Origin of the sequence: Legionella quinlivanii, from assembly GCF_003265995.1 — a bacterium.
GTDB lineage: Bacteria > Pseudomonadota > Gammaproteobacteria > Legionellales > Legionellaceae > Legionella_C > Legionella_C quinlivanii_A.
In genome coordinates this window covers 186,353-208,175 of the sequence record NZ_MVJN01000006.1, presented here as the reverse complement: position 1 = coordinate 208,175, position 21,823 = coordinate 186,353, and the positions used below count along the sequence as shown (strand labels likewise).

Genomic DNA, 21,823 nt, shown 5'->3' with positions numbered 1-21,823 from the left:
GTGGAAATCTATCAATAATTTGGTAAAGCGCTGCAGTAGCTTACCAAGGGACTTCTGCTTCCATCTCTTGAGTCTGGGCTGCCTGTGCTGTATCGCTCTCTTTTTCTGAACTCTCAGATTCAGTAGTTGAGCTTGAGCCTAAGCCTTTTGTCAGATCATCAACCAGACCTCTCAACTCACCACATAACAGGGTTAGTGCAGCATCGCGTTGTTGAAAATCCTCTTCCAGATCTTTTATTTCATTGAACTCATCGATTAAATATTCCAGACTTTTCAGGCGTTTGAAGCTCAGATCATGAGTTAGGGTCAGCTGAATCCGTTCATTCCATACTAAAGAAATTTCGGCTGTTGTTAATCCCTGGGCCAGCAGGGTAACGATTTCTTCAGCGGGTAATTCGTAACCTTTACAATTAACGCGTTTTTTCTCATCATCCGGCGCAAAGAGCAGGCAATCAGAGGCTAGTTGAAAAGGCGCGGGCAGAGTTGAGGGTTCATTAATCCACTCTGAAAAGCGGGATGCCAGGTTTTCCGGAAAAAACAGCGGTTCAAATTGAATTCCTGGAATGGATTTGCGTAAAAGTCCGAGAAGCTGAGCAGCCTGATTATCACTGGATGTGTTGATAATAAGCCGCTTGCTGACCGTATCAAAAAATGCTGGCAGGCGTTTTTGCACACAGAATGACTTTGGAAGTAATTCAAATTCCAGATCTTCGGCAATTTGCGCTTTCTCGCTGCGTTTAACTACCCGACCCTGCTGAGTTTCCAATGCCTGGATACGTTCAGCCAGCATACGATTGATCACGCCACGGGGTAAGATACGTTCTTCTTTGCCAAGGCATATATAAATGCAGCCGGCGACTTCATGAACTAATTCATCTGCATTGGTTGGTAACCAGCCATAAACAAAACGTGCATGGGGAGGGCAGGGTTTTAATATGTCTTCTGCTAACAGACTGGCAAAATCGATTTCTTCTTTTAGTTCGTATTGATATACGAGTGCATTATTAAACCACATAAAAGCATCCTTCAAAAAAAAATTGATGCTATCATGTTGAAGGGGTTTAAGCGACTATTTCAATCATCCTCCCGCGCCTGGGTTAAAATTCGACTCTTTTTTCAGATTCAGATTTTCCCAGTATTGCTCCTGATTTTTCTTGGTTTCAATTAGTCGGCTGATCAAATTGAGCTCTGGAACGCAGCGCTTTTTTTCATTGTCAATAGTCTTAATAGTCCTTTTTAACTCCTCAAGACGTTTTTGGGCTTCAGGTGTTGACGTTTGTCCATTGTTCTGCTTGAGCGACTGTACCTCGTCTTCTGCGGCGATGAGCCTGTTTTCCAGATTTAAAAAATGACTGCCAAGAGTAATATTGAGTTTTATCAGATTATTTAATTCCCAGCCCGACAGTACGACCCCAATTTCATGGAGAGTTCCCCAGGTAAAAAGCGGCATATCCTTTCCCAATGAGACATATAACAAAGTGTATAACAGTTTGGCAGTTGGGTTGGAAAATGTCGTTTAAAGAAATGAAAAAAAACAGTAAAAATTGTAAACCTCCCGCTTTCACGGGAGGAAATGGAAGGATTACCAATAGGCATTAAGTGCGACTACAACCGAGTGAAAATCAGAAGTATCACGGCCGGTGACTGTGTACCAGTAGCCGCCGATAACCCCAACATTGGCATTAAAATTATATTCGATCGCCGGCGCCAGAGTTACTGAGTCCACTGTACTATGTCCCACACTGACCAGCTGGCCTTTACTATCTGTACCGGGGAATCCCTTAAATACAGCTGGAGTTCGATTGGCAATAAATCCTTCCATAACAGCCACCCAGTTTTGCGTGACATTAAATTCTGCCGCGAGATCAGCACTAATCTGGTTTCCAGGATCGACTTCTCCAAAAGTATTTGGGGTACCACCATAGCTATTTATGCCACGTACCTGCACATCACCGCTATAAACATAACTTAAACTCAAACGGGTCCGTAGCCAGTGGTTTTCAAATACTTGCAACAAATGTTGAAAGTTCAAAGCCATCGCGGTTTGATAACTTCCGCTTCCGGTGGCATCCGTACCATTATTGACCGGATCCAGATCCTCAAAGTTACCAGTGGGAATAATTTCACCAATTGTGACGCGCAAATCAGGGATCCATTTGGAGTCTTTCTGCTCCAGCAACTGATAACCCAGAGTGACGCCGGTATCTGAAACTCTGCGGTAGGCCTGGCCCTGGTTCCGATTATAGGCGTAGGGTACGCTGAACTGAATATCCAGTGAATCGGTTAGTCCGTGGCTAAAAACCGGATTAAAAACGGTACTCCGGTTGGCGGGTGTATGAACAAACTTCCAGTGTTGATCAAACGTTCCGTCATTTTCAGTAAAAAAACCATATAGTTCAAGATTGCTGTGCCCTTTGGGGATTGTATGTCCGGCGGGAGCAAGTAAGGGGCCTGTCCACCAGGGGCCAGCGTTTGCAGTACTGCTTAATAATAAAAACGCACAAGCACCTAAAGAACTCTTAAAAACTGGTCGCATAATCTTACCTCAAATATTCTTGCAGCATTCAGATAGTCTGGTGTAGATTAGCTCACTTTGAAATTTAGTGGAATAGGCATGAGACCCTCTGTACATTTAATAGAATCTAAACAAACCAGTGTGCTTCGAGGGCATCCCTGGATTTTCCCAAAAGCAATTGCTAAAACCAAAGGAAAGCTGATTACTGGCGAGCTGGTGGATGTGATTTCACATCAGGGGGAGAAGATCTGCACAGGTGTTTATAATGAGCATTCTCTATATCGAGTCAGAGTTCTTGATTATAACAAGGACTCTGATGAGAACAGGCTTTCATTCGCAGACATTATCAAGCGCCGTCTCCAACAGGCATGGGCAGTCAGAAAAGCCCTTAACCTGCCTAACAACGAAACCAATGCATTTCGTTTCTGTAATAGCGAAGGAGATGGGTTGTCGGGTTTGACTATTGATTATTTCAATACAATGTGTGTGGTATCCAGTTCTGCGTATTGGGTAGAAAAAAATCGGGAATTAATCACTGAGTGTATAAAGGAATTTACCCAGTGCCAGTCTCTTATCTGGCTCTCTCAGGCCAAGCCTTTGACACAGGATGGCTGGCCTCAGGTTGAAAACAAAAGTATCGAGTTACAGGCTGAAGTGCGGGAAGCAGGTGTTTTATTTGAGGTCGATTTTTCACAGCCTCAAAAAACCGGGCTGTTTCTCGACCAGCGAGAGAATCATCAACGGGTGGCGGCTCTCGCAAAAGGAAAGAGAGTGCTTGATCTTTATACTTATACAGGCGGTTTCGCCCTGCATGCAGCCAAAGCTGGCGCAAGTAAGGTCACCGCGATTGACAGTTCAGAGCAGGCCATTCATCAGGCATCCCGCAATGCGGCACTCAATCAACTCGATTCAATAGAGTTCATTGAAGATGATGCGAGGAACTATCTTGGCAAAGCGGGAGATTATGATATCGTAGTGCTGGACCCACCCAAGTTAATTCCTTCAAAGCAGAATTTACAGCGCGCCAAAAACTATTATCGTTTCCTGCATAGAGAAGTATTTAAAGCGATGAGATCAGGGAGTTTATTAATGACCTGTAATTGTTCGTCAGCAATTTCTGCACAGGAGTTTGCAGGGTTGGTTGCGGCTCAGGCTTCGGCAGTGGGTAAAGAGGCGAGGGTGCTTGGTGTTTTTGGTCCGGCTTCATGTCACCCTGAGCTGCCAGCTTTTCCTGAAGGAAATTATTTAACGGCAGTATTGCTGGCGGTATTGTAGATACAAGCTGGGCAAATGCCCCGCTTGTATCTTATGTAAATCAATTACTCAGGAACGCAGGAGGGGTTGCAGTTGTTAGGATTGATGCTGGCTGCATCGCAGGCATTTTTTGCCAGCGATTCGGCCTGAGCCTGGGTAGGCGCAAAATAAGACCAGTGCTGTCCGCGCAGATTGCTGACTACGCAATGCCATCTACCCGCAGGTACGCCATTATCATAACAGCTGGGCTGACAGTTCGCTGGATTAATACTGTTTGCGTCGCAAACAGATTGAGCCATGCCTTGAGCGGCTGCTTGCGTAGGACCTGAGAAAGTCCAGTGCTCGCCACGCTTGTTAGCCACATTACAAACCCAGTTGGCATTGGCACTTAAGCTGGTTAAGGCAAGCGCTATAGTCCCGGCGATTAATCTTGTTTTCATTATTTTTCCTTCTGTTAACTCGCAGTTAGAATGGATAGTCTAACTTAAATTTACGGCCCGGGAAAACAAGAATGTTCATTAAACTGTGTCATTACTCACAGCACGCCGTCATCTCGAACGCAGTGAGAGATCTCCGAATGCTGGCACAAACCGAGATTTGGGAGATCTCTCACTGCGTTCGAGATGACGTGACATGACACAGTTTGATGAACACTCCCGGGAAAACACAGCCTGAAATCAAGGCTGTATTTCTTTTAAAACCCTCGACTTTGCTTTTTTATCTGAAATCTGGATCATACTGAAACCTATGATTCCAACGCAGAGGGTGAGGGGAATTACGCTGACGCCGTATAAAAAAGCCTGAGGTGTTTTCGTACCGCCAAAGGCATTGATAACCAATCCGATGGTAGTATGAAACGCATAACCAAAGCTCATGATAATCATATTGGCAACAGCAGTGGTTAAGCCGGCTACGTGATCTGGGACATAAGTCGATGCTTTATAAATAGCAAGGATCTGATAAGCGCAGCAGATCCCAACAAAAACAAAGACGATGGCCATACTGTCAATGCTTAGCATTTTGCTTACCAGTGCAATAAAACTCAGGGCCATGACAATACCGGCACTGATAATAACAGCCAGGTAACTGCCCTTACGTTCAGCGATAAAGCTTAAAGTCGGGCCTCCAAAACACATGCCAACGAAGATCATCGAGGGAAGATAGCTGGCAGCGACGCTGTTAAAGCCATAGACCTCTCTCAGAAATCCCGAACCCCATACATCAGTAAATCCTTCAAGCGGCCCAACCATTAAGCCGGCTGATAGGCACAGTAGCAAAACCTTTCGATTGGTGAAAACGCTTTTGATGTCATCACTTATGCTGCCATGATGCGTAGATTCCATTTCGGGAACTATTAAATAGGTTAAAAAAGCCAGCAATAACCCAAAATAAATAAAGATTTGGACTACTACCTGATAACCCAGTTTCGCTGATAAATAAGTCAGGGGGCCACCGCCATAAATTGCTCCCAGTAGCCCAATGGTTACTGAAAAACTTAGCATTCTGGTGAAGCGTTGCTCGCTGAATGCCATGCGGATAATTTTAAATGTTCCCAGAATAGCTGCGGAAGAGCCCATTCCTATCAACGCACGGCCAAGGATGGGGTAAACCCAGTATTTTGTCAGAAGAATAGGCAGGAGACCTAAGACCGTCATTAATATACAGCCGGTCATTACCTTTCGCGGGCCGAAACGATCCAGCATAATGCCAATGGGCAAGTGCATTAGTGAATAACCGATATAATACACTCCTGAGTATTGGCCAAAAACAGCTGCATCGATATGAAACTGCTGAATAATATCGTTTAGCATAACATTTGGCATGACTCTTAGTATGTATTGATAGGCGTAAAATATGGAGCTGATAATCCATATTGTCCAGGCTATGACACGTGAAGCAGGCATATAAAACTCTCACTTATTGATTCTGTTCGGTTGGGGGGATTTTTTTGTATAAAAGCTAATCTATCCGCCTCAGCGGAGGAACGCTCTACCGGAAATGAGAAATCGAAAACTGAAATAAGCTTGAACTGACATACCAGAATCTCTATTAGCTAGGTTAGGCTCTGTGAACCTTTTATCAAAAAATACTATAATGTCTTTGCCCGCAGAAATCAATTGGAATATTCAGATGCCACTAAAGTAAAGCCTGCAGGCCTCTTAGAATATCGGTCATCCAGAAACTGACGATAATCCCGGCAATCAAACCAAATAAATGACCTTCCCATGAAACCCCTTTTTTACCCGGGAATACACCCAGGAATATTCCAGCAAAATAATAGAGGCTGATTATGCCCAGAATAATGGCAGTCAAACCACCCTGTTCTGCAATATTGCTTACCAGAAGACTCCAGTAGCCAGTAATCACGGCACTGGCTCCGATATGCAATCCGGGTTTGGCAAAGGCCCAGATTAAGAGGCCGCTGATAATGGTAATCGCTACAGTAACCATTAGAAAATACTCAAGACCGTTTATCAGCAGAAAATTACTTAATACGATTAAAGGAATAGAATTAAAAAAGAGATGATTAAAATTGGCGTGCAAAAAGGGAGCGCATAAAATACCCGGAAGTCCAATGACTTTCCTTGGAAAAATACCCAGATAAAATAATCGCTTCCCGAGAAGGATATTGATAAAAAACACTGACCATAGGACAAGCAGTATAATAAGCAGGATGTTCAGATTGGCTTTCGTCTGGTTCACTATAAGTAAAAGACTCTGGTTTAAATTATCAAGCATTTTCGGCTCTCTGAAGATTGTGTTTTTCAGTAATGCGGCAATCCAGTTGCCCCTGGTTCAGTTGGATTCTGATCATATCGCCTACCTCCACCTCCTGACTACTATAAATAACTTTGTCATTTTGAGTGGAAATTGAATAACCACGACTTAAGGTTGCTAAAGGACTAATCATATCCAGTTTGGTGATTTGAGCAATGAATGCCTGACGTGCGTTTTCGAGCCTGAACCTAATCTTTTCTTCCAGCAGCAGTTGAAGAGTTATTAACTTTCCACTCGACTGGCTAATTTGCGTGATCGGGTTCGCCAATTTGAGTTTGTTTTCCAGCATAGCCATCGCATGTCCTTTTTTGCCTAGATAATATGCAAAGGACTGACCAAGTTGTTTTTCAGCAAAATCAAGCGACTGCCAGTGGCTTGAAATAAGTTGTTTTGGAGAGGCCAGAGCTCTCATCTGATGTGCCAGGCGCAGTTTTTTCTGCTCGAGGGCCTTACTCATGGATTGACCAAGATGGCGGCGAAGCATTTGCAAAGAGATCAATAGTTCATTTCTATCCGGAGTGGCTGCTTCAGCCGCAGCTGTCGGGGTAGCTGCCCTGAAATCAGCAGCAAAATCAGCAATGGTAAAGTCCGTTTCATGTCCGACTCCTGAAATAACCGGAATAAGACTTGAACGAATAGTATGTGCCAATTCCTCATCATTAAAAGGCCAGAGGTCCTCAATACTGCCGCCACCACGGGCTAAGATAAGCACATCCGCTTTTTGATGTGAATTAGCCTGCTGAATCGCCTGAATAATTTGCTTCGCTGCTGTTTTTCCCTGGACTTCAGTGGGATAAATCAGAACAGTAGCACAAGGATAGCGCCTTGCTAATGTGCTTACAATATCGCGCAGAGCTGCCCCTGTTGGAGAGGTTACCACTGCAATGACTTCAGGGTAGCGGGGTAAAGTTCGTTTTCTTGCGGGGTCAAAAAGACCAATGGCAGCCAATTTAGCTTTCAATCGTTCAAATTGTTGATACAGCTCCCCAATACCCGCATCGACTAAGTCCTGAACGATAAGCTGATAATCGCCTCTGGCCTCATAAAGACTTAAACGCCCATACGCGACCACTTGCTGCCCATCTTTAAATTGTTTGCTGTATTGATTATGGGCATTCCTGAAATAAACACAACGTACCTGAGCGCCTTCATCTTTCAGAGTAAAATAAAAATGACCGGAGGAGGGTTTGGACAAATTGGACAACTCACCCAAGACTCGCACATCCGCCAACTCATGCTCCATCCAGTTTCTGACTTGTCTGTTTAGTTGGGATACGGTAATTGCAGTAGCATCATTCCTCATATTGATCGTTTTGGATTCATTATTTAACAGATACATACTATTTCCGAAAATTTGTTATGGAAAGATTGATGTTGCCAGCACTTTGATTTACCTTATTTTATTTAAGGCTCCAGTGGAAGGCAGGGATATGAAATTATATCTTGTATTAGCAACATTATGTATCACAACACCAGTGATGGCAGACACTCTTAATGAGGCAGTACAGCATGGAATGATTTCAAACCCGGATGTTTTATATAATACAGCAAAAAGTCTCTCTGCGCGCCAGGGAATTGATAAAGCCAAGGGTGCTTATTATCCCACTGTTGATTTAAACGCCGGCTTTGGACGTGAGTGGAGTGAAAACCCGACTACCGCGGCAATTGACGGCCCCGGAGCGCGTACCTTGAATCGCACAGAATCCTATATCGAAATGAAGCAGAATCTTTTCGCTGGGGGTGGGATTGTCAACGAGGTCAAGCGTAACGAGAATCTTTATCAGGCCCAAAAGCTCAAGACGCAGGGTGTCGCTGAAGATTTGGCCCTGGATGTTGTTAATCGCTATCTTCAGGTTCTTCTTCATGAAAAGCTGTTAGGATATGCTCGAATTAATCTGCGTGCGCATCGTTCAGTCTTTGGTATGATCAAGGAACGCAGCGACGCTGGTCTTTCAAGAGAAGCGGAGCTGGATCAGGCTTCTGCGAGACTTGCTCTGGCAGAGGCCAATGTGATCAGTGCGGAAGCCAACCTGCGTGAAGTGAAAATTAATTATGCTAAAGTCGTGGGCAAATGGCCGGAGAGGCTGCTTTATCCAAGAGTTCCCAAAAACAGTGACTTGCCGCCTAATCTTGGAAAGGCGATTGAGCAAGGCCTGGAAAATCATCCCACTATTCGTTCAAGCTATGCCGATGTGAAAGAAGCGAAATCTCAATACGAAGTAGCGCGTGCAGCCTATTACCCACGAGTTGATTTTGTATTAAGCGCATCTAAAAACCGCAATCTTGATGGTCTGATTGGCCCTAATAATGATCGAGTGGCTGCGATTAGAATGAATTACAACTTATTTCGCGGCGGGTCGGATGAGGCCAATGTGCGTTTAACCGCTTATGAAATTCAGGAAGCTTATGAGATTAAAAACAAAGCCCTGATTGATCTGAGAGAATCCGTTCGCTTGTCCTGGAACGCCTGGACCGCATCTGGCCTTCGACTCAATCCGCTCAGAAAGCATGTCGTTGCATCTCGGCGCACCCGAAGTGCCTATCAAGAGCAGTTCAAGGTGGGTAAGCGGACCCTGCTGGACTTGCTGGATTCTCAAAATGAATTTTATGAGGCCCAGATTGAATACGCCAGGGGACAAAATGAAGAAGTGTATTCTCGATACCGTATATTAAATGGGATGGGTCTTCTCCTTTGCTATCTGAAAATGCGATTACCGCAAAATGTGATAAATAATGATGTGTTTAGTTCAGCGCAAACTCACATTCTGCTGGATCAATCAATGGATGGTGTTCCTTATCCAGATACCAGCGAGAAAGCTTTGGCATTGGCTCAACCGGTTAAAAATATGGAAACCACTCCATTAACGCCAGCTATTGTCAACAAAAACACGGCAAGACCTACTCCAGCCACAGCGCCTATATGGTATGTGAATGCTGGCAAATTTACGGCTCAGGCCAATGCGATAGCGCTGCATAATCGGCTTAAAAGCCAGGGCTTTAATGTCTTTATCAAACCAACACCTACAGGTCATTGTGTTCTGGTTGGGCCTTTTGAGTTTAAGGAAAATGCGGGCAACGCAATGGAGAGGCTAAAGGAAATCGCGCATGTTCAATGCAGATTGGTTACGTTTAAACAAGTTCCAAAAGTCGGTTAATTGTTTAGCCGGCTTTTTTTTGTTATGTATTCCAGTCTGTGGGCTAAGCTCAGTTATAGATAATAAACTGTTGGTTTCTGTACTGAGCATTGAAGAGCAGCAGAAAAAAACAAGCGGCAGTGTAAAAAAGCGCTTTATTGCCTGGGAAAAGTTGATCATACAAAATCAAAACGCCACTATTACAAAAAAACTGAATGTAACCAACGATTTTTTTAATCAATTTAATTATATTAATGATGATGCCTTCGCGGGTGCCGCAGATTATTGGAAAACCCCACATGAATTTGTTATCGATGGTGGCGGTGATTGCGAGGATTTTTCAATAGCCAAGTATTTTACACTGCTGGCCATGGGGGTTCCTGTTGAATCCCTGCGTATTACCTACGTTAAATCAATTCCTCTTAATCAGGCCCATATGGTTTTGACGTTCTATCCCAATCCTGAAGATGAGCCGCTGGTTCTTGATAATCTGAACGCAAAAATTCTACCTGCTTCCTCCAGAAAAGATTTGATTCCGGTGTACAGTTTTAATGGTAAAGGATTATGGCTGGCCAAACAGCGCGGGCATGATGCTCCTGTTGGTGATTCAAGCCGTCTTGGTAAATGGCATTCTGTCTTGCAGCGAATGATAAAGGGTAATAAACAATGAGCCTGACAAAAAAAGTGGTTTCTGTGGTTTTAGGACTGTTCATCGTCGTTTTTGTTGTTACATATCTCATCACAATTAATAACAGTCGTCAGTTTTTTATTGAGCAAATGAATAGCAATGCTCAAGATACAGCGACTTCTCTCGGTCTATCTTTGAGTAATGCGTTACAGGAGAAAGACAAGGCCTTAATGCTGCCTATGGTTGAAGCAGTTTTTGATCGCGGTTATTTCTCCATGATTGAAGTACGTGATATGCGAGGGAAATTATTAGTGTCCCGATATGCCCCAAGACGTCAAAGTATCGCTCCGGAATGGTTTATTGAATGGACGCAATGGCCTTCATCAGTGCAATCCGCTTTAGTCATGAATGGCTGGAATCAGGTTGGCGAAGTGCTGGTGACCAGTGATAGCAGCTATGCTTCAGATGCGCTATGGAGTTATGCCCGAAGTCTGGTTTACTTATATCTGGTGTTTGCAGGGATTGCCTTGATAGTAACTGTACTTTTCCTGAGATGGCTATTGCGCCCTTTGAAACGCGTCACAAAACAGGCAGAGGCAATTTGTCAGAGAGAGTTTCCAGTAGAAACCACCATCCCGAAAACCACTGAGTTAAGGCATTTAACCTTGGCTATGAATCAGATGGTTAATCACATTAAAATGCTTTTTCAGGAGCAGATGCAGCAGATGGAGATTTTGCGCCATCAGGCCTTTCAGGATGGTTTGACTAATCTTGGAAACCATCGATATTTTCATCAGCAACTGTCTGTTTTATTAGAAAATGAAGAAGAATTCACCCCCGGTTTTGTGGTGCTGATTAATATCGAAGGCCTTGAACAGACCAACCAAAAACAAGGGTTTCAGGAGGGCGATAAGGTTCTTTTGACTGTAGCCAAACTATGTTCCAATTTCTGGAGCAGATTGTCCAATGTGAGTCTGGCACGAATTAATGGAAGTAATTTTGCATTGACCGTGAAAGAAGTATCACTGGGGCGATTTCTGAATCAATGCGAGGAGTTTAATAACGGGCTTCAGCAGGCTTTGAAGTTCTATCCTGAGTGTCAGGTATTTGTAGCGGCAACTTCCTATTATCTGCACCAGACCGTCAAAGCGTTGCTGGAAGAGGTCGATCAAATCTTACTGCAGGCCAGAACCAAAGAAAATCATTTTGCTTATAGTGCTTCGATTCGGGAGAATGAGGTTATTTCACTGGATAAGGATGCGATTAGAGCTGCGCTTGAGAATGGAAGTTTTAATGCATACCTGCAGGAAGTCACTGATGGGGAGACTGTGTTTCACCATGAGTTATTTTTACGAATTAAAGTAAATAATATCGAAATTAGAGGAGGGCGTTTTTTACCCGTTGTCGATAACTCCGAACTGGCCGCAGAAATAGATACAGCGGTTTTAAAAAAGATTATAGACATTCATCTCCTCAGAAATAAACCGGTTGCTTTAAATCTGACGGCGTATACGGTAATTGAGCCACAAGCCAGGAATAAATACCTCAAAATGCTGGAATCCATACCAGCTGCTGAGAAGACTAATCTACAGCTTGAGTTTAATGAAACCGTGGTGTTGAATCACTTTGTCGAGGCAATTTATTTTACTAAAGCGGTTCAGAAACTCGGAATTCACTTGGGGGTGGATCAGGTAGGAATTCATTTCTCACCCATGCACTATCTGAATCAGCTGCCTTTGGACTATCTGAAAGTACACGGCAGCTTCTTTCATGATATTGATGAAAATCAAACCCGGCAATTCTTTTTTTACTATTTCAATGAAATGGCCAAGACACTAAACATACAGGTAGTTGCTACTCAAATTGAAACAGAGAAGCAATGGAAAACTTTGAAATCATTAAAACTGCGCTGGGGACAGGGAAAGTTTTTAGGGAATTTGGAAAAATTAAAATAGCACAATTTAAAAATTCTCTCTCTGGGAGAGAGTTAGAGAGAGGGGGTTAAAAACCAACCCTCACCCTAGCCCTCTCCCAAACTTGGGAGAGGGGATTCTCTTTAAAAATCAGCCCTCATCAGGATTCGATTCCGAGAAGTACTAGCCAACTAAAGCAAAATGCCAGGACATGGCCCGTGATAGACCCTCGAGCATCAATTCTCCCCGAATGCTATTGCCCTTCGAGTTAACTCGCGGACTCAGCACCACAATACCCGCTTTTCCGGGTAAAGAGGCAATAGTATATCCTGAAACCCCGCTTTTGGCCGGAATACCGGTTCGCACCATGTGCGTTCCGGTCTCATCATATAAACCACAGGTGGCCATGATAGCCAAGGTGATTTTGCAGGTTTCTGCCGAAATAATCTGTTCATTAGTTATCGGATCTCGCCCGCCATTGGCCAGCATGGTAGGTAAATAAAGCATTTGCTCCAATTGGGCCTCGTAGGAGCAAAGTGCAAAATATAAATCGAGGGTTTCATTGACATCTGAACCCAGGTTATTTCGGCTTTTCAGTAGAAAAGCTAAAGAACGATTGCGATTCCCTGTTCGTTTTTCTGAAGCAAATACCAGGGGATTTATGGTTAGTCTCTGATTAAACAGAACCTGAACCCAGTGTTCGAGCCAGGCAAATTGTTGTTCACCAATCCCGGGAATATGTGAGCAAAGCGTAATGGCGCCAGCATTTAGCATGGGATTTGATGGTTTGGGTCCAAACTGCTCCAGTCGGGTAATTGAGGCGAAATCGTCACCAGACGGTTCCACTTTTACCCAGTCAAATAATTGCTCGGGTCCGAATTCTTCCAGAAGACCAATCAATGGGATTAACTTGGAAGTACTCTGCAGAGTGACAGGTGCCAGCTCCATATTACTATAAGAGCAGGGCTCACCATCAAGTGGATAAACGGCAATGGCGGTGAGATCTTTATTGACGTTCGCCAGCTCGGGGATGTAATTGGCGGTATTTCCTTCCTGGTTTAATTCTGCTTCATGCACTAATCCTTTAAGCAAATCTATTGTAACGCTAGTAGTTTTTATCATAGCTGCTTTTTTCAGAAAACGATCATTATGCTAAATTTAGCACAGCAAAACAAACAGTTTGATGTTTCTGATGACAAATTGTTAAGAGATGAATGCAAAATAACCTCAATAAAAACGGAATCGCAGCTATTTTCGGTGCTTGGATGCTTCTCGGCAGGAGAGTTTGGCAAGACGCAATTTATTATCATCAATAAACTGATAAACCGCTTCAGGATTGTATTTTGCGTAATCGCGAAGAGACCAGCCAATTGCCTTTTGAATGAAAAAGTTATCATCATTTCCATTTTGTAAAGCAAATGAAAAAAGCAGATGAGTATCCGTTTTTTCTTTCCAGCCTAATTGATGGAGCAGAGCAATTCGCCGGATCCAAAGATTGTCGGAGCAAATTGCTGATTTAAGCCAGTCAATGTAAGCGGATTGTTCTGTTTGCCTTAAAATCTTATTACAGACAGAGGCCAAGCCATCCACACTGTCCCACCAGGATTTCTGGATAGCTAAGTCGAGTAAATCCGGAAGATAATCAAGGCCAAGTCTTTTTATATTTTTTTGCATCAAATCTATGGCTATATACTGAAATTCCCGTTGAGGCAAACTCCATAATTCATCAGCAGTTTTGAAGAGCTCATCTAATGGCTGATTGATGCTGGTTTTAAAAAATGTCTGAGCCAATTGGCGGCGCAAAGGCGCTGCCAGTCCAATAAATGAAAATTGGTTCAGCATGTAGGCTGCCATTTTTTGGGCTGCTTCAGGATTGGCGTTTTGATGAATGTCTTTTTTGAGTATTTCAAAAGCAGCGCGCATCGGCTTATTCTCCAGGAACTTCTTCGACAAAATAGTTTTCTGAATCAATGCCGAAATAGGTCACCGTTCGCATGTTTGCATCAACCCGATAAGCGCATACTCCGGCTTTCCCCATATCGTTAAGCCATTGCGGATACGTGGTTTTCCCCTGCTGATGCTCATGCAGCGCTATTTTTGCAGCTTGCTCTGAATAGTGTGAAGCGGCTTTGGTATTGAATTCAGGATGATTTTCTTCAATCCGGGTATCATCAGTTAATTGAAAGACGGCTTTGTAATCGTCTTCCCAGGTGACGCGATAATAAAGCACTCCTGCATCACGAAGCCTGCTCAGTGTTTGAGGAAAAGGCCATTGCTCGTCTTTTGCTTGTTGAATTACCTTTAAAACTGGATGCATCGCATTCTTCTTTCACAAATTATTTGCTGGCGGATTATAAATAAATGAAATGATTACTACAAACAATCTTCAACATAATGCACTTCACGAGTTTGTCCGGCATACATGCGTACCACTTTCTGCCCATCAGTTTCAAAACGAATTGCGTAAGGTTGTGAGTGTTTAATAAACGTCAGATAATGTCCTTTATCATCATAGCGATGTGGCTCCGTAAGTATTTTGTTTTTATATAATGACATCACATCACTTTCTGTATCGCCAATACCGGCCCCCTTATTGGTTTTAATACTGCCGCCATTGATGTTAATGCGAACAATTTTCTGTTTTGAAATCATAAAAGAAATATCATCGAGTCCTTTTAAACTGGTATTAAAGCAGGTCTCGTCTTCTCCCATATCTTCCTCAGGCTTTGAATTAAGAAATGTTTTCTGGGTTGCTTTTTCAGCTTCCTGTAAAGTCATTCCTATTTTAACGGGGCCAAGGCTTTGGGGTGTAAGCACCCATTGATTTAGCTTCTCCTCATTATCAGCTATTACGGCCTGGGTGACTAAGAGTGAACCAATAAGAATGATTTGCCGCAGCCATCCCTGAATGTTGTTTATATCCATAATTACTCCATCTCAATCAGTTTAAATTGCACGGTCTTTTGAGAATTTTTATATTCTTTATATTTAATTTTAGTTAATTTTTATGAAAATTGGCTATATTAAGGTCAGGTCTATCCGTGAACAGTCTGTATCCAATAAAGGAGAAATGCAATGACAATCAGTAAAGAGCACTATTTTTCAGGCTTTACTGGGGAAGGCTTTCACGAAGTACACTATACCGAGTGGGGCAACGCCAGCTCTCCTTTTCCACCCATTATCTGTATACATGGCCTTGCCAGAAATCGTCGTGATTTTACAGCCCTGGCCAACTTTCTAAGTGAGCATGAACGTCATGTATTTTCAATTGATATTGCAGGAAGGGGTGATAGTACCTGGTTTAAAAATTCCAAATATTATAATTTCAACCAGTATATGAGTGATGTCAATACACTGATTGCCCGTATTGATTGTGAGAAAGTAGACCTCATTGGAACCTCAATGGGAGGACTTATCGGTATGATGATGGCTGCTTTGCCTCGTAGCCCAATTAATCGCCTGGTTATGAATGATGTAGGCCCACAAGTTCCTGTAAAAGCTTTGTGGCGGCTTTCCAAGTACATTGGTAAATGCCCGGTATTCAAAGATCATGGAGAGGCAAAAGCGTATTTTAAAACCATTTACGCTGATTTTGGTATCGATCGTGAAGAGGATTGGGATAGCCTGACTGCCAGCAGCATTAAGCAACGTGCGGATAATCAGTACATTATGAAAATGGACCCTGAAATAAAAAACGCCAAGCATTTTACTGATTTTATCAAAGAGTTTTTTCACCACCCCCACAGAGCTCTGGAAGGGATTCTGTTTGATGTGGATATGTGGTGCGTGTGGGAGAAAGTACGCTGCCCGGTGATGGTCATCAGAGGGCACCATTCCGATTTACTGCTGCCAGAGCATATTAGAAAAATGAAACGCTATCATCAGGATATTCAATTGGTGACTGTTGAAAATGCAGGGCATGCGCCGGCATTGATGAATTTAAGAGAGCAGCAAATTATTCTGGATTGGCTGGAGGAGTTCTGAGCTAATGGCACTGACTTAAGGCTTTCACTTCTACTCCTACGTCCCTCGGCTTGTCCGAGGGATCCAGGAATCTCGTGTCAGGATTGGATCTCTGGATCCCTCGGACAAGCCGAGGGACTTAGGTAAATATCTTAAGTCAGTGCCATTAGGTTATGAGCTGGGGGTCCTCAATTATTTCCAAAATAAGTTTTGTAAAGATTCAAATAGGCATTATCTTTTTCCATACCTTGCAATAACACATTAATTCTCTGGATGAGAGCGGCATTTGCAGGGAGCGCCATGATGGCATAGCCTTCACCGATGGGAATGATATTGCCAAATGTCTGAAACTGATTTCCCCCATTTTGTTCCCAGTAAACTGCCGTAGAATGATGTAAAAAGGCTGCTTTAATTGTTTTATTGCCCAGCGCTGTAATGATATCCTCAATGTCATCAAAGGTTTGTATTTGAAAAAAGTCTCCAAAATTACTTTCAAGATAATTATAAAAAACACCCCCTTTGGGATCTCCCTTAATTACTCCCACGGCGGCGCCCTTTAAATCTTCCATGCTATTAATACCAGAACCCTGGAGGACTAGAAACTGTCCCTTACTGAGCATATAGGGAAGGCTGAAAATATAATCATTTTTTCTTAATGGCGAAATGGCTATCCCGCCGATGGCAAGATCTATCTGGCCCTTATCCAGTGAGGTATATAATTTATTAAAATCCATTGGAATCATTTGGCACTGCTCTTTCAATCCCTGACACAGTGATTGCATCAATTCGATATCAAACCCTTCATTCAGTGATAATACAAAAGGGGGATAAAAAAATACGGTACCCACCTTAATTACTGCATGAGCAGGAAGGCTACAGCAGAAAAACAGAATAATTAGTAATTTACGCAGACCAGACGATTTCATGATTCGCTCCATTAGGCAGTCTATCCCTTTTCGCTATAAGCTTAGACGATCGCAGAGAGAATCGCTTGAGAGTGATAATTAGTTACCCGCGATGCGCGGATAACTGGTATGAGGTTGATTTTACTTACCTAAAGCAGGCACTGAGTGTCCACTTATCTGAGCGGTACTATTTGTAGCCAGTGCAACCGTTTGAGTGCTATTAAACATAAAATATCGATTTGTTCCTGGATCTATTAATTTAGAACCTTCTAATTCATTAATAGCAGCCGCTCCATACACTAATTTATCTGCAACATTATCTGCCAGGGCCAGCAAGCGGCTTTTTAAAGGTTCATACCAAGGGTCGCTGCTGACAGGCTGCGGATTTTGATCAATCAGGAGCTGTGGAAATTCGGCTGCTAATTCTCGCATAGCATCGGTCTCAAGAAAGTGTTCAGGCAGATAGGAATAATGTTTATTGGCTTGATAAGGGATTCCAATACGCTTGGCAATAACCCCGACTTCATGAACATGGTGGTATCCACCACCAACCAGTAATCCCATTACTGCTGTTACATATTCCTTGAGTTCATCTGCACTTAAATTACCGATCATGACTGACATTAACAGCGAGGAGCCGGTATGGCCTGAGGGGCCTGCTAAAAAAGGCTGTTCTAACGTGTTTATTTCTTCAAGCCATTTTGAATTAGTGGGTAAAAAGACACCTAAAATATTCTGGTGAGGTTTGGTTTTTTGCTGAATTCTGCATTTTTCAGGATTTGCAACACCAATACTGTCTGTCATTTGGCCTGTGTTTCCCGTTTTTTGACGAGCGGGAATTTTAAAATAGTCATTATTAAAAATTCGGTTTGCAACTTTATTCTTTAAACGGGTCACTTCGTGAGGATAGGAGTCGAGTATAATTGCAACCCGTTGAGACATACTCAATTTGCTCCGGTCTATATTTCGGATTACATCATTATGCTTGACTACTTTTTCAGGCAGTTGGTCATAGAATTTCTGGGAAAATAATTGGTGTAGATGCATCACTGCTGGAAGATCCCTGACAGGGCGTTCGGATAGCCTCTGTGAAAATGCAATCAGCATGTCTTCCTGACTTGGGCAAAAATCGAGAGACTGATCGAGCGTCCCATAATAAGTATCGCTAAACAGCTCACCCATCACATCATCTGTGAAAAGCTTGTTTTCAAGGATATAAGCACGATTTTCAGGACTATCGAGTAATTGTAAAATATTATCCGACATCTTGTTAACGGCTGGAAAATATTGCGGATTCGCCTGAATGGCAGCAGCTAATTTGCTTTCAAAACATACTTTATCTTCTCTGGATAATGTCATCGATCACTCGTTATGAATTAAATTGGCTGTATATTGTACAATAAGTTTGATTATATTGCATCAACTTTTTCTCCAACTTCATGAAAATCACGTTCAGCAAAAATGGCAGATGGATGAATATAATGTTTAAACTCAAGCAGGTTATTGCTGGGATCCTTCAGAAAAAATGAAAGATGTTCAATTTTGGTTCCTGCAAATCGTGTTTTAACTGGAATAGCAAAGGGAAGGTTTTTTTGCAAAAGCTTGTCTTTAAATTGATTGAATTCTTCCAGTTCCAGAAAAATCAAACCGAAGTGTCTTGGATAAATGCCTTCCTGTTCAGGCGGAATATCTTCCATTTTATGGGCCACAATCTGATGCGATGCAAAATTGAAAATCAACGCATGCTCTGATTCCCGGCCCGGTTCAAACTCTAACATCTGATGATAGAACCATTTAGCCATTTCAAAATTGTGGACCGGAAATGCCAGATGAAACAGGATATTCATAGTTTGCTCGATAAGTTAATTAAAACTAATACTAGTCAAAAAAAACGGTCCTGATAAGTAGGAAGTATAACGCTTTAGGATTGCCTCACAATGAAAGTTTCATTGTGATTAAATAATGCTCTAACTACTCTGAGGAGATAATAATTTATTAATGTTCATGCCCTATAATTATCTTAAATGGTTGTATTGTGAACGAAGATGCCTAAATCCAAAAAACCTAATGTTTCGACCGCGTTATTACTAAGTAAGCATGCTGGAGCTCTCAAAAAAGATAAAGGCGATGTTACTGATTTAGCTAAGAAACTTTATAAGGCCTCATCAACGACGGCGTTCATCGCTGCGTGCAAACAGTATAAAGATAAGCCACATGTCATAGTCGCAGCACTGGACAGAATAAAGGGAGACCAACTCCTCAAAACTTTCTCTGATGGGGATGGAAGGGTTCGCGAATCTGAATTGGAAAAATTGAAAGAGCTTGGGCCCACTAGTGTAGGGCGTTACATTAATCTTGTTCGTCTTGCTGATAAAAAATATTGGCTTGATTTTACCGATACTGATTACCTCGATATTGCTGAGTCACTAGGTGATCTGAGCGATCCACAAATTCACCTGACGGATGATGAGCTTTATTACTTTGTTTCCCACCTCAGTCTGAAAAACTACGCGATGCTATGTAATTTAAATGATAACTTTCAGGCAAAATCGATGGCTATTTTAGCGAATCGTGATAAGGATAGTGCCCAGGAAATTTATAATAAAATAGAATTTAAAGAGGGATATGCACTGCTGAAAAAGCCCCCTGATAAACGGAATATGCTGACTAAATTTGCCGATTTTCTCATCATTAACCCTGCATGGTTCAATCAGGGAGAAGCACTTATTTTCAGAGATCCGGGCGAAACGTTGAATGAGGGGGGAGAGTGTTTTGGAATCACTGGATTGTGGTTAACAACGGACAAATTTCACAATGCTTTGCGTAAAGAAGTCCGAGGCCAGAAATCAGAATATGCCGATAAACCTATAATAGGACAAATTACCTCTTTACAAAGAAATGCGGCACTGCAAAATCAGGCAATGAGCCGAGAAAGACAAGCGTTTAAAGGGAATGAAAAATCAGTTTCTGAAAAAATTATTCAGGAAATTGCGGCCAATCCCGCTAAAGATCGCTTGCAATTTACTACAATACACCCGAAGGAACACACTGGGCATACCATGGGTCTACGGATAACTCATGAAGATAAGCAGATCAAATTGCAGTACTATGATTCAAATTATGGAAAGCGGGAATATACCTTTCCCAATAACGAGAAAGGGCTAAAACAGGGCGCTGTTTTTATCAAGCTTTGCCTGAAGCAGTCGCATGCAGATCTTCTTGCTTATGAATTAACTTCCCGTAAAGAGCTTGAACAACGATATAAACCCAGTCTTGTTCATCAGGCCGATCAGAAAGCAGCAATCCAGGAATTAAGACAGCAAGCGGCTAATCGTTCACCTGAGTCATCACCTGAACAGGAAAAGAAAAAAGATAAAGTTGAAGAGAAAACTCCCGCTGTTAAAGATAAGAGAGATAGAGAAACCAAAGAGCCCAAAGCTTCTGAAAAAGAGCCTCTTATGAAAGAGGAGAAAGAAGTTAAATATGATGCGACTCGTTGGAAAAATGCTATCAGACAGCCCACTCTTTATTCATATACTGACACCAGACTGAACGATATAAAAAATAGTCAAGCCTTTAAAGATCTGGTTAAGCATGCAGAAACACTGTTTAAGGATGATCGTATACACGCATTCAGAGTTGATAAAAGTGATGCTGTCTATGAATTGGTGGTTAATCTGGCTAAATCCAGGGATCTGGCATCGTTTCAGACTCTTCTGCGCGATCTAAAGTCGCATCAGGATGTAACCACGAATACTATGAATAAAAATGGAGGTATGATTAGTCGTTATGAACTGTTGAATAAAGGGCAGGGTATTTTTACTCGGATGTTTGCCTGGGCTGGCGTTAAAACAACCACTGCCAGGTTAATTGATGAGATTAGTAAAATGGCTGAGGACAAAAGCGAACAAAAAGCGGATGCAAAGGAAAATGCCAGTCATCGAATGGGGTGAGTTTTTAGAACGGATGTACCATGAACTGGATCATTCCACATAGGCGGATCTGTTTCAACAGGACAGCGTCCCAGATCGATGATGGATTTCGCGCCTGCGCGCAAAAGGCATTGTTGCGTAAATAGAACCATGCAACTAAACTGTCGTCTTTGCGAACGAAGTGAAGCAATCCAGATCAAACCTTGAGCAGGGTTACGAGCTGGATTGCTTCGCTGGCGTTCGCAAAGACAGTCTTTTATACACCTATTTTTTCCACGCAACAATGCCGCGCGGAAATGACAGAGGTCTGGTAATCTATCACACAAGGTGCCTTTACTAGATATAAGGGAATTCTTTTTTGAGCAGGCGTTTCACTTCATCCAAATCAGCTGGACCTCGAATAACCAGCAAAATGGTGTCATCCCCGGCAATCGTGCCCAAAATACCAGACGAAGGCTTTTCAAGCGAATGAAACGCCACATATTTTCTATCCAGATAATAGGCAAGGCTGCTGGCATTTCCTGGCTGCGTCTGAAGAACTACAAGCCCGTACTCCGAGTATTGAATGTTTGTGACTATGGGCAAGCCAGATGCTTGTTGCGGTTCAATGAGCTGATAAACACCACCCACTTTCGCAATTTTAAGCTTCTTCAGGCGTCTCGAAAGGGTGGCTTGTGGAATATCATATCCTTTCTCTTTCAAACTGCTCTGCAGGTCAGCCTGCTCTGCAATTGGCTGAATTTGAACAATACTTAAAATCAAATGATCCAGCTGGTTATCATAAGTCATAGTTCATCTCTT

22 protein-coding genes are annotated in these 21,823 nt (G+C 42.6%); 6 read left to right on the top strand and 16 right to left on the bottom strand.

Translation table 11 applies throughout. The features are described from left to right. Positions 1–40: 40 nt before the first annotated feature. The 3 genes from B1207_RS09335 to B1207_RS09325 form a co-directional block, all read right to left on the bottom strand. Positions 41–1,015: a recombination-associated protein RdgC gene (locus B1207_RS09335; RefSeq protein WP_112219708.1), complete on the bottom strand. Its 975-nt coding sequence runs from the start codon at positions 1,013–1,015 to the stop codon at positions 41–43. 63 nt (positions 1,016–1,078) lie between these two features. Beyond that, complete coding sequence (locus B1207_RS09330) at positions 1,079–1,450, bottom strand: flagellar protein FliT (protein WP_112219707.1); 372 nt, start codon at positions 1,448–1,450, stop codon at positions 1,079–1,081. Positions 1,451–1,582: 132 nt separating this feature from the next. Further along, the gene (locus B1207_RS09325; protein ID WP_112219706.1) at positions 1,583–2,536 is read right to left on the bottom strand and encodes a hypothetical protein; all 954 of its coding nucleotides are present in this window, start codon (positions 2,534–2,536) and stop codon (positions 1,583–1,585) included. A 78-nt stretch (positions 2,537–2,614) separates the two neighbouring features. On the opposite strand from B1207_RS09325, the gene B1207_RS09320 reads away from it, so the two are divergent. Further along, positions 2,615–3,790 carry a class I SAM-dependent rRNA methyltransferase gene (locus tag B1207_RS09320; protein ID WP_112219705.1) on the top strand — a complete coding sequence of 392 codons (1,176 nt, stop codon included), beginning with the start codon at positions 2,615–2,617 and terminating at the stop codon, positions 3,788–3,790. A gap of 44 nt (positions 3,791–3,834) precedes the next feature. Here B1207_RS09320 and B1207_RS09315 read toward each other — a convergent pair whose 3' ends face one another. The 4 genes from B1207_RS09315 to xseA all read right to left on the bottom strand — a co-directional run bounded on the left by B1207_RS09315 (position 3,835) and on the right by xseA (position 7,850). Continuing rightward, complete coding sequence (locus B1207_RS09315) at positions 3,835–4,209, bottom strand: hypothetical protein (RefSeq protein WP_112219704.1); 375 nt, start codon at positions 4,207–4,209, stop codon at positions 3,835–3,837. Between the two features lie 237 nt (positions 4,210–4,446). Continuing rightward, positions 4,447–5,673, bottom strand: a complete 1,227-nt coding sequence (locus tag B1207_RS09310) for an MFS transporter (protein ID WP_112219703.1) — start codon at positions 5,671–5,673, stop codon at positions 4,447–4,449. Positions 5,674–5,905: 232 nt separating this feature from the next. Then, positions 5,906–6,508: a rhomboid family intramembrane serine protease gene (locus tag B1207_RS09305; RefSeq protein ID WP_112219702.1), complete on the bottom strand. Its 603-nt coding sequence runs from the start codon at positions 6,506–6,508 to the stop codon at positions 5,906–5,908. Then, the gene (xseA, locus tag B1207_RS09300; RefSeq protein WP_112219803.1) at positions 6,501–7,850 is read right to left on the bottom strand and encodes an exodeoxyribonuclease VII large subunit; all 1,350 of its coding nucleotides are present in this window, start codon (positions 7,848–7,850) and stop codon (positions 6,501–6,503) included. The genes B1207_RS09305 and xseA overlap by 8 nt, the downstream gene beginning before the upstream one ends. A gap of 127 nt (positions 7,851–7,977) precedes the next feature. On the opposite strand from xseA, the gene B1207_RS09295 reads away from it, so the two are divergent. The 3 genes from B1207_RS09295 to B1207_RS09285 are packed head-to-tail and all read left to right on the top strand — an operon-like array spanning position 7,978 to position 12,264. Next, positions 7,978–9,702, top strand: coding sequence for a TolC family outer membrane protein (locus B1207_RS09295; RefSeq protein WP_112219802.1), 1,725 nt, complete (start codon positions 7,978–7,980; stop codon positions 9,700–9,702). Then, a complete protein-coding gene (locus B1207_RS09290) occupies positions 9,653–10,351 on the top strand; it encodes a transglutaminase-like cysteine peptidase (protein WP_112219701.1) in 699 nt (232 codons plus the stop codon). The genes B1207_RS09295 and B1207_RS09290 overlap by 50 nt, the downstream gene beginning before the upstream one ends. Then, positions 10,348–12,264 (top strand): EAL domain-containing protein, encoded by a 1,917-nt coding sequence (locus B1207_RS09285; RefSeq protein WP_112219700.1) that lies wholly within the window; start codon positions 10,348–10,350, stop codon positions 12,262–12,264. The genes B1207_RS09290 and B1207_RS09285 overlap by 4 nt, the downstream gene beginning before the upstream one ends. 141 nt (positions 12,265–12,405) lie before the next feature. Here the strand turns inward: B1207_RS09285 and glsA are convergent, their stop codons facing one another. The 4 genes from glsA to B1207_RS09265 form a co-directional block, all read right to left on the bottom strand. Further along, entirely contained in the window at positions 12,406–13,344 is a 939-nt protein-coding gene (gene glsA / locus B1207_RS09280; protein ID WP_437178500.1) for a glutaminase A, read from the bottom strand. 126 nt (positions 13,345–13,470) lie between these two features. Further along, positions 13,471–14,175: a DNA alkylation repair protein gene (locus B1207_RS09275; protein WP_146740057.1), complete on the bottom strand. Its 705-nt coding sequence runs from the start codon at positions 14,173–14,175 to the stop codon at positions 13,471–13,473. Further along, positions 14,150–14,539 (bottom strand): DUF1398 family protein, encoded by a 390-nt coding sequence (locus B1207_RS09270; protein WP_112219698.1) that lies wholly within the window; start codon positions 14,537–14,539, stop codon positions 14,150–14,152. Before B1207_RS09270 ends, B1207_RS09275 begins: the two co-directional genes overlap by 26 nt. A 56-nt stretch (positions 14,540–14,595) precedes the next feature. Further along, positions 14,596–15,147, bottom strand: coding sequence for a hypothetical protein (locus tag B1207_RS09265; protein ID WP_112219697.1), 552 nt, complete (start codon positions 15,145–15,147; stop codon positions 14,596–14,598). 150 nt (positions 15,148–15,297) lie between these two features. Here B1207_RS09265 and B1207_RS09260 point away from each other — a divergent pair, with 150 nt between their 5' ends. After that, positions 15,298–16,206 (top strand): alpha/beta fold hydrolase, encoded by a 909-nt coding sequence (locus B1207_RS09260; protein WP_112219696.1) that lies wholly within the window; start codon positions 15,298–15,300, stop codon positions 16,204–16,206. A gap of 167 nt (positions 16,207–16,373) precedes the next feature. Here B1207_RS09260 and B1207_RS09255 read toward each other — a convergent pair whose 3' ends face one another. From B1207_RS09255 to B1207_RS09245, 3 genes are all read right to left on the bottom strand, one after another. Then, positions 16,374–17,111 carry a transporter substrate-binding domain-containing protein gene (locus B1207_RS09255; protein ID WP_172458244.1) on the bottom strand — a complete coding sequence of 246 codons (738 nt, stop codon included), beginning with the start codon at positions 17,109–17,111 and terminating at the stop codon, positions 16,374–16,376. A 120-nt stretch (positions 17,112–17,231) separates the two neighbouring features. Next, positions 17,232–18,449: a hypothetical protein gene (locus tag B1207_RS09250; protein ID WP_112219694.1), complete on the bottom strand. Its 1,218-nt coding sequence runs from the start codon at positions 18,447–18,449 to the stop codon at positions 17,232–17,234. Positions 18,450–18,499: 50 nt separating this feature from the next. Continuing rightward, complete coding sequence (locus B1207_RS09245) at positions 18,500–18,937, bottom strand: VOC family protein (RefSeq protein ID WP_112219693.1); 438 nt, start codon at positions 18,935–18,937, stop codon at positions 18,500–18,502. Between the two features lie 198 nt (positions 18,938–19,135). On the opposite strand from B1207_RS09245, the gene B1207_RS09240 reads away from it, so the two are divergent. After that, positions 19,136–21,043, top strand: coding sequence for a hypothetical protein (locus tag B1207_RS09240; RefSeq protein ID WP_112219692.1), 1,908 nt, complete (start codon positions 19,136–19,138; stop codon positions 21,041–21,043). Here B1207_RS09240 and B1207_RS15965 read toward each other — a convergent pair. Continuing rightward, entirely contained in the window at positions 21,028–21,174 is a 147-nt protein-coding gene (locus tag B1207_RS15965) for a hypothetical protein (RefSeq protein WP_172458242.1), read from the bottom strand. The two genes, B1207_RS09240 and B1207_RS15965, sit on opposite strands and share 16 nt — an antisense overlap. A gap of 184 nt (positions 21,175–21,358) precedes the next feature. Then, positions 21,359–21,811 (bottom strand): arginine repressor, encoded by a 453-nt coding sequence (locus tag B1207_RS09235; protein WP_112219691.1) that lies wholly within the window; start codon positions 21,809–21,811, stop codon positions 21,359–21,361. Between the last annotated feature and the right edge of the window lie 12 nt (positions 21,812–21,823).

What these genes read in the sequence shown, in the direction of transcription:
- B1207_RS09305 (WP_112219702.1), bottom strand. Translation starts at nt 6,508, where the DNA reads ATGCTTGATAATTTAAACCAGAGTCTTTTACTTATAGTGAACCAGACG.
- glsA (WP_437178500.1), bottom strand. Translation starts at nt 13,344, where the DNA reads ATGATAAAAACTACTAGCGTTACAATAGATTTGCTTAAAGGATTAGTG.
- B1207_RS09335 (WP_112219708.1), bottom strand. Translation starts at nt 1,015, where the DNA reads ATGTGGTTTAATAATGCACTCGTATATCAATACGAACTAAAAGAAGAA.
- xseA (WP_112219803.1), bottom strand. Translation starts at nt 7,850, where the DNA reads ATGAGGAATGATGCTACTGCAATTACCGTATCCCAACTAAACAGACAA.
- B1207_RS09315 (WP_112219704.1), bottom strand. Translation starts at nt 4,209, where the DNA reads ATGAAAACAAGATTAATCGCCGGGACTATAGCGCTTGCCTTAACCAGC.
- B1207_RS09255 (WP_172458244.1), bottom strand. Translation starts at nt 17,111, where the DNA reads ATGAAATCGTCTGGTCTGCGTAAATTACTAATTATTCTGTTTTTCTGC.
- B1207_RS09330 (WP_112219707.1), bottom strand. Translation starts at nt 1,450, where the DNA reads ATGCCGCTTTTTACCTGGGGAACTCTCCATGAAATTGGGGTCGTACTG.
- B1207_RS09270 (WP_112219698.1), bottom strand. Translation starts at nt 14,539, where the DNA reads ATGCATCCAGTTTTAAAGGTAATTCAACAAGCAAAAGACGAGCAATGG.
- B1207_RS09285 (WP_112219700.1), top strand. Translation starts at nt 10,348, where the DNA reads ATGAGCCTGACAAAAAAAGTGGTTTCTGTGGTTTTAGGACTGTTCATC.
- B1207_RS09265 (WP_112219697.1), bottom strand. Translation starts at nt 15,147, where the DNA reads ATGGATATAAACAACATTCAGGGATGGCTGCGGCAAATCATTCTTATT.
- B1207_RS09245 (WP_112219693.1), bottom strand. Translation starts at nt 18,937, where the DNA reads ATGAATATCCTGTTTCATCTGGCATTTCCGGTCCACAATTTTGAAATG.
- B1207_RS09250 (WP_112219694.1), bottom strand. Translation starts at nt 18,449, where the DNA reads ATGACATTATCCAGAGAAGATAAAGTATGTTTTGAAAGCAAATTAGCT.
- B1207_RS09320 (WP_112219705.1), top strand. Translation starts at nt 2,615, where the DNA reads ATGAGACCCTCTGTACATTTAATAGAATCTAAACAAACCAGTGTGCTT.
- B1207_RS09290 (WP_112219701.1), top strand. Translation starts at nt 9,653, where the DNA reads ATGTTCAATGCAGATTGGTTACGTTTAAACAAGTTCCAAAAGTCGGTT.
- B1207_RS09310 (WP_112219703.1), bottom strand. Translation starts at nt 5,673, where the DNA reads ATGCCTGCTTCACGTGTCATAGCCTGGACAATATGGATTATCAGCTCC.
- B1207_RS15965 (WP_172458242.1), bottom strand. Translation starts at nt 21,174, where the DNA reads ATGGTTCTATTTACGCAACAATGCCTTTTGCGCGCAGGCGCGAAATCC.
- B1207_RS09325 (WP_112219706.1), bottom strand. Translation starts at nt 2,536, where the DNA reads ATGCGACCAGTTTTTAAGAGTTCTTTAGGTGCTTGTGCGTTTTTATTA.
- B1207_RS09295 (WP_112219802.1), top strand. Translation starts at nt 7,978, where the DNA reads ATGAAATTATATCTTGTATTAGCAACATTATGTATCACAACACCAGTG.
- B1207_RS09260 (WP_112219696.1), top strand. Translation starts at nt 15,298, where the DNA reads ATGACAATCAGTAAAGAGCACTATTTTTCAGGCTTTACTGGGGAAGGC.
- B1207_RS09235 (WP_112219691.1), bottom strand. Translation starts at nt 21,811, where the DNA reads ATGACTTATGATAACCAGCTGGATCATTTGATTTTAAGTATTGTTCAA.
- B1207_RS09240 (WP_112219692.1), top strand. Translation starts at nt 19,136, where the DNA reads ATGCCTAAATCCAAAAAACCTAATGTTTCGACCGCGTTATTACTAAGT.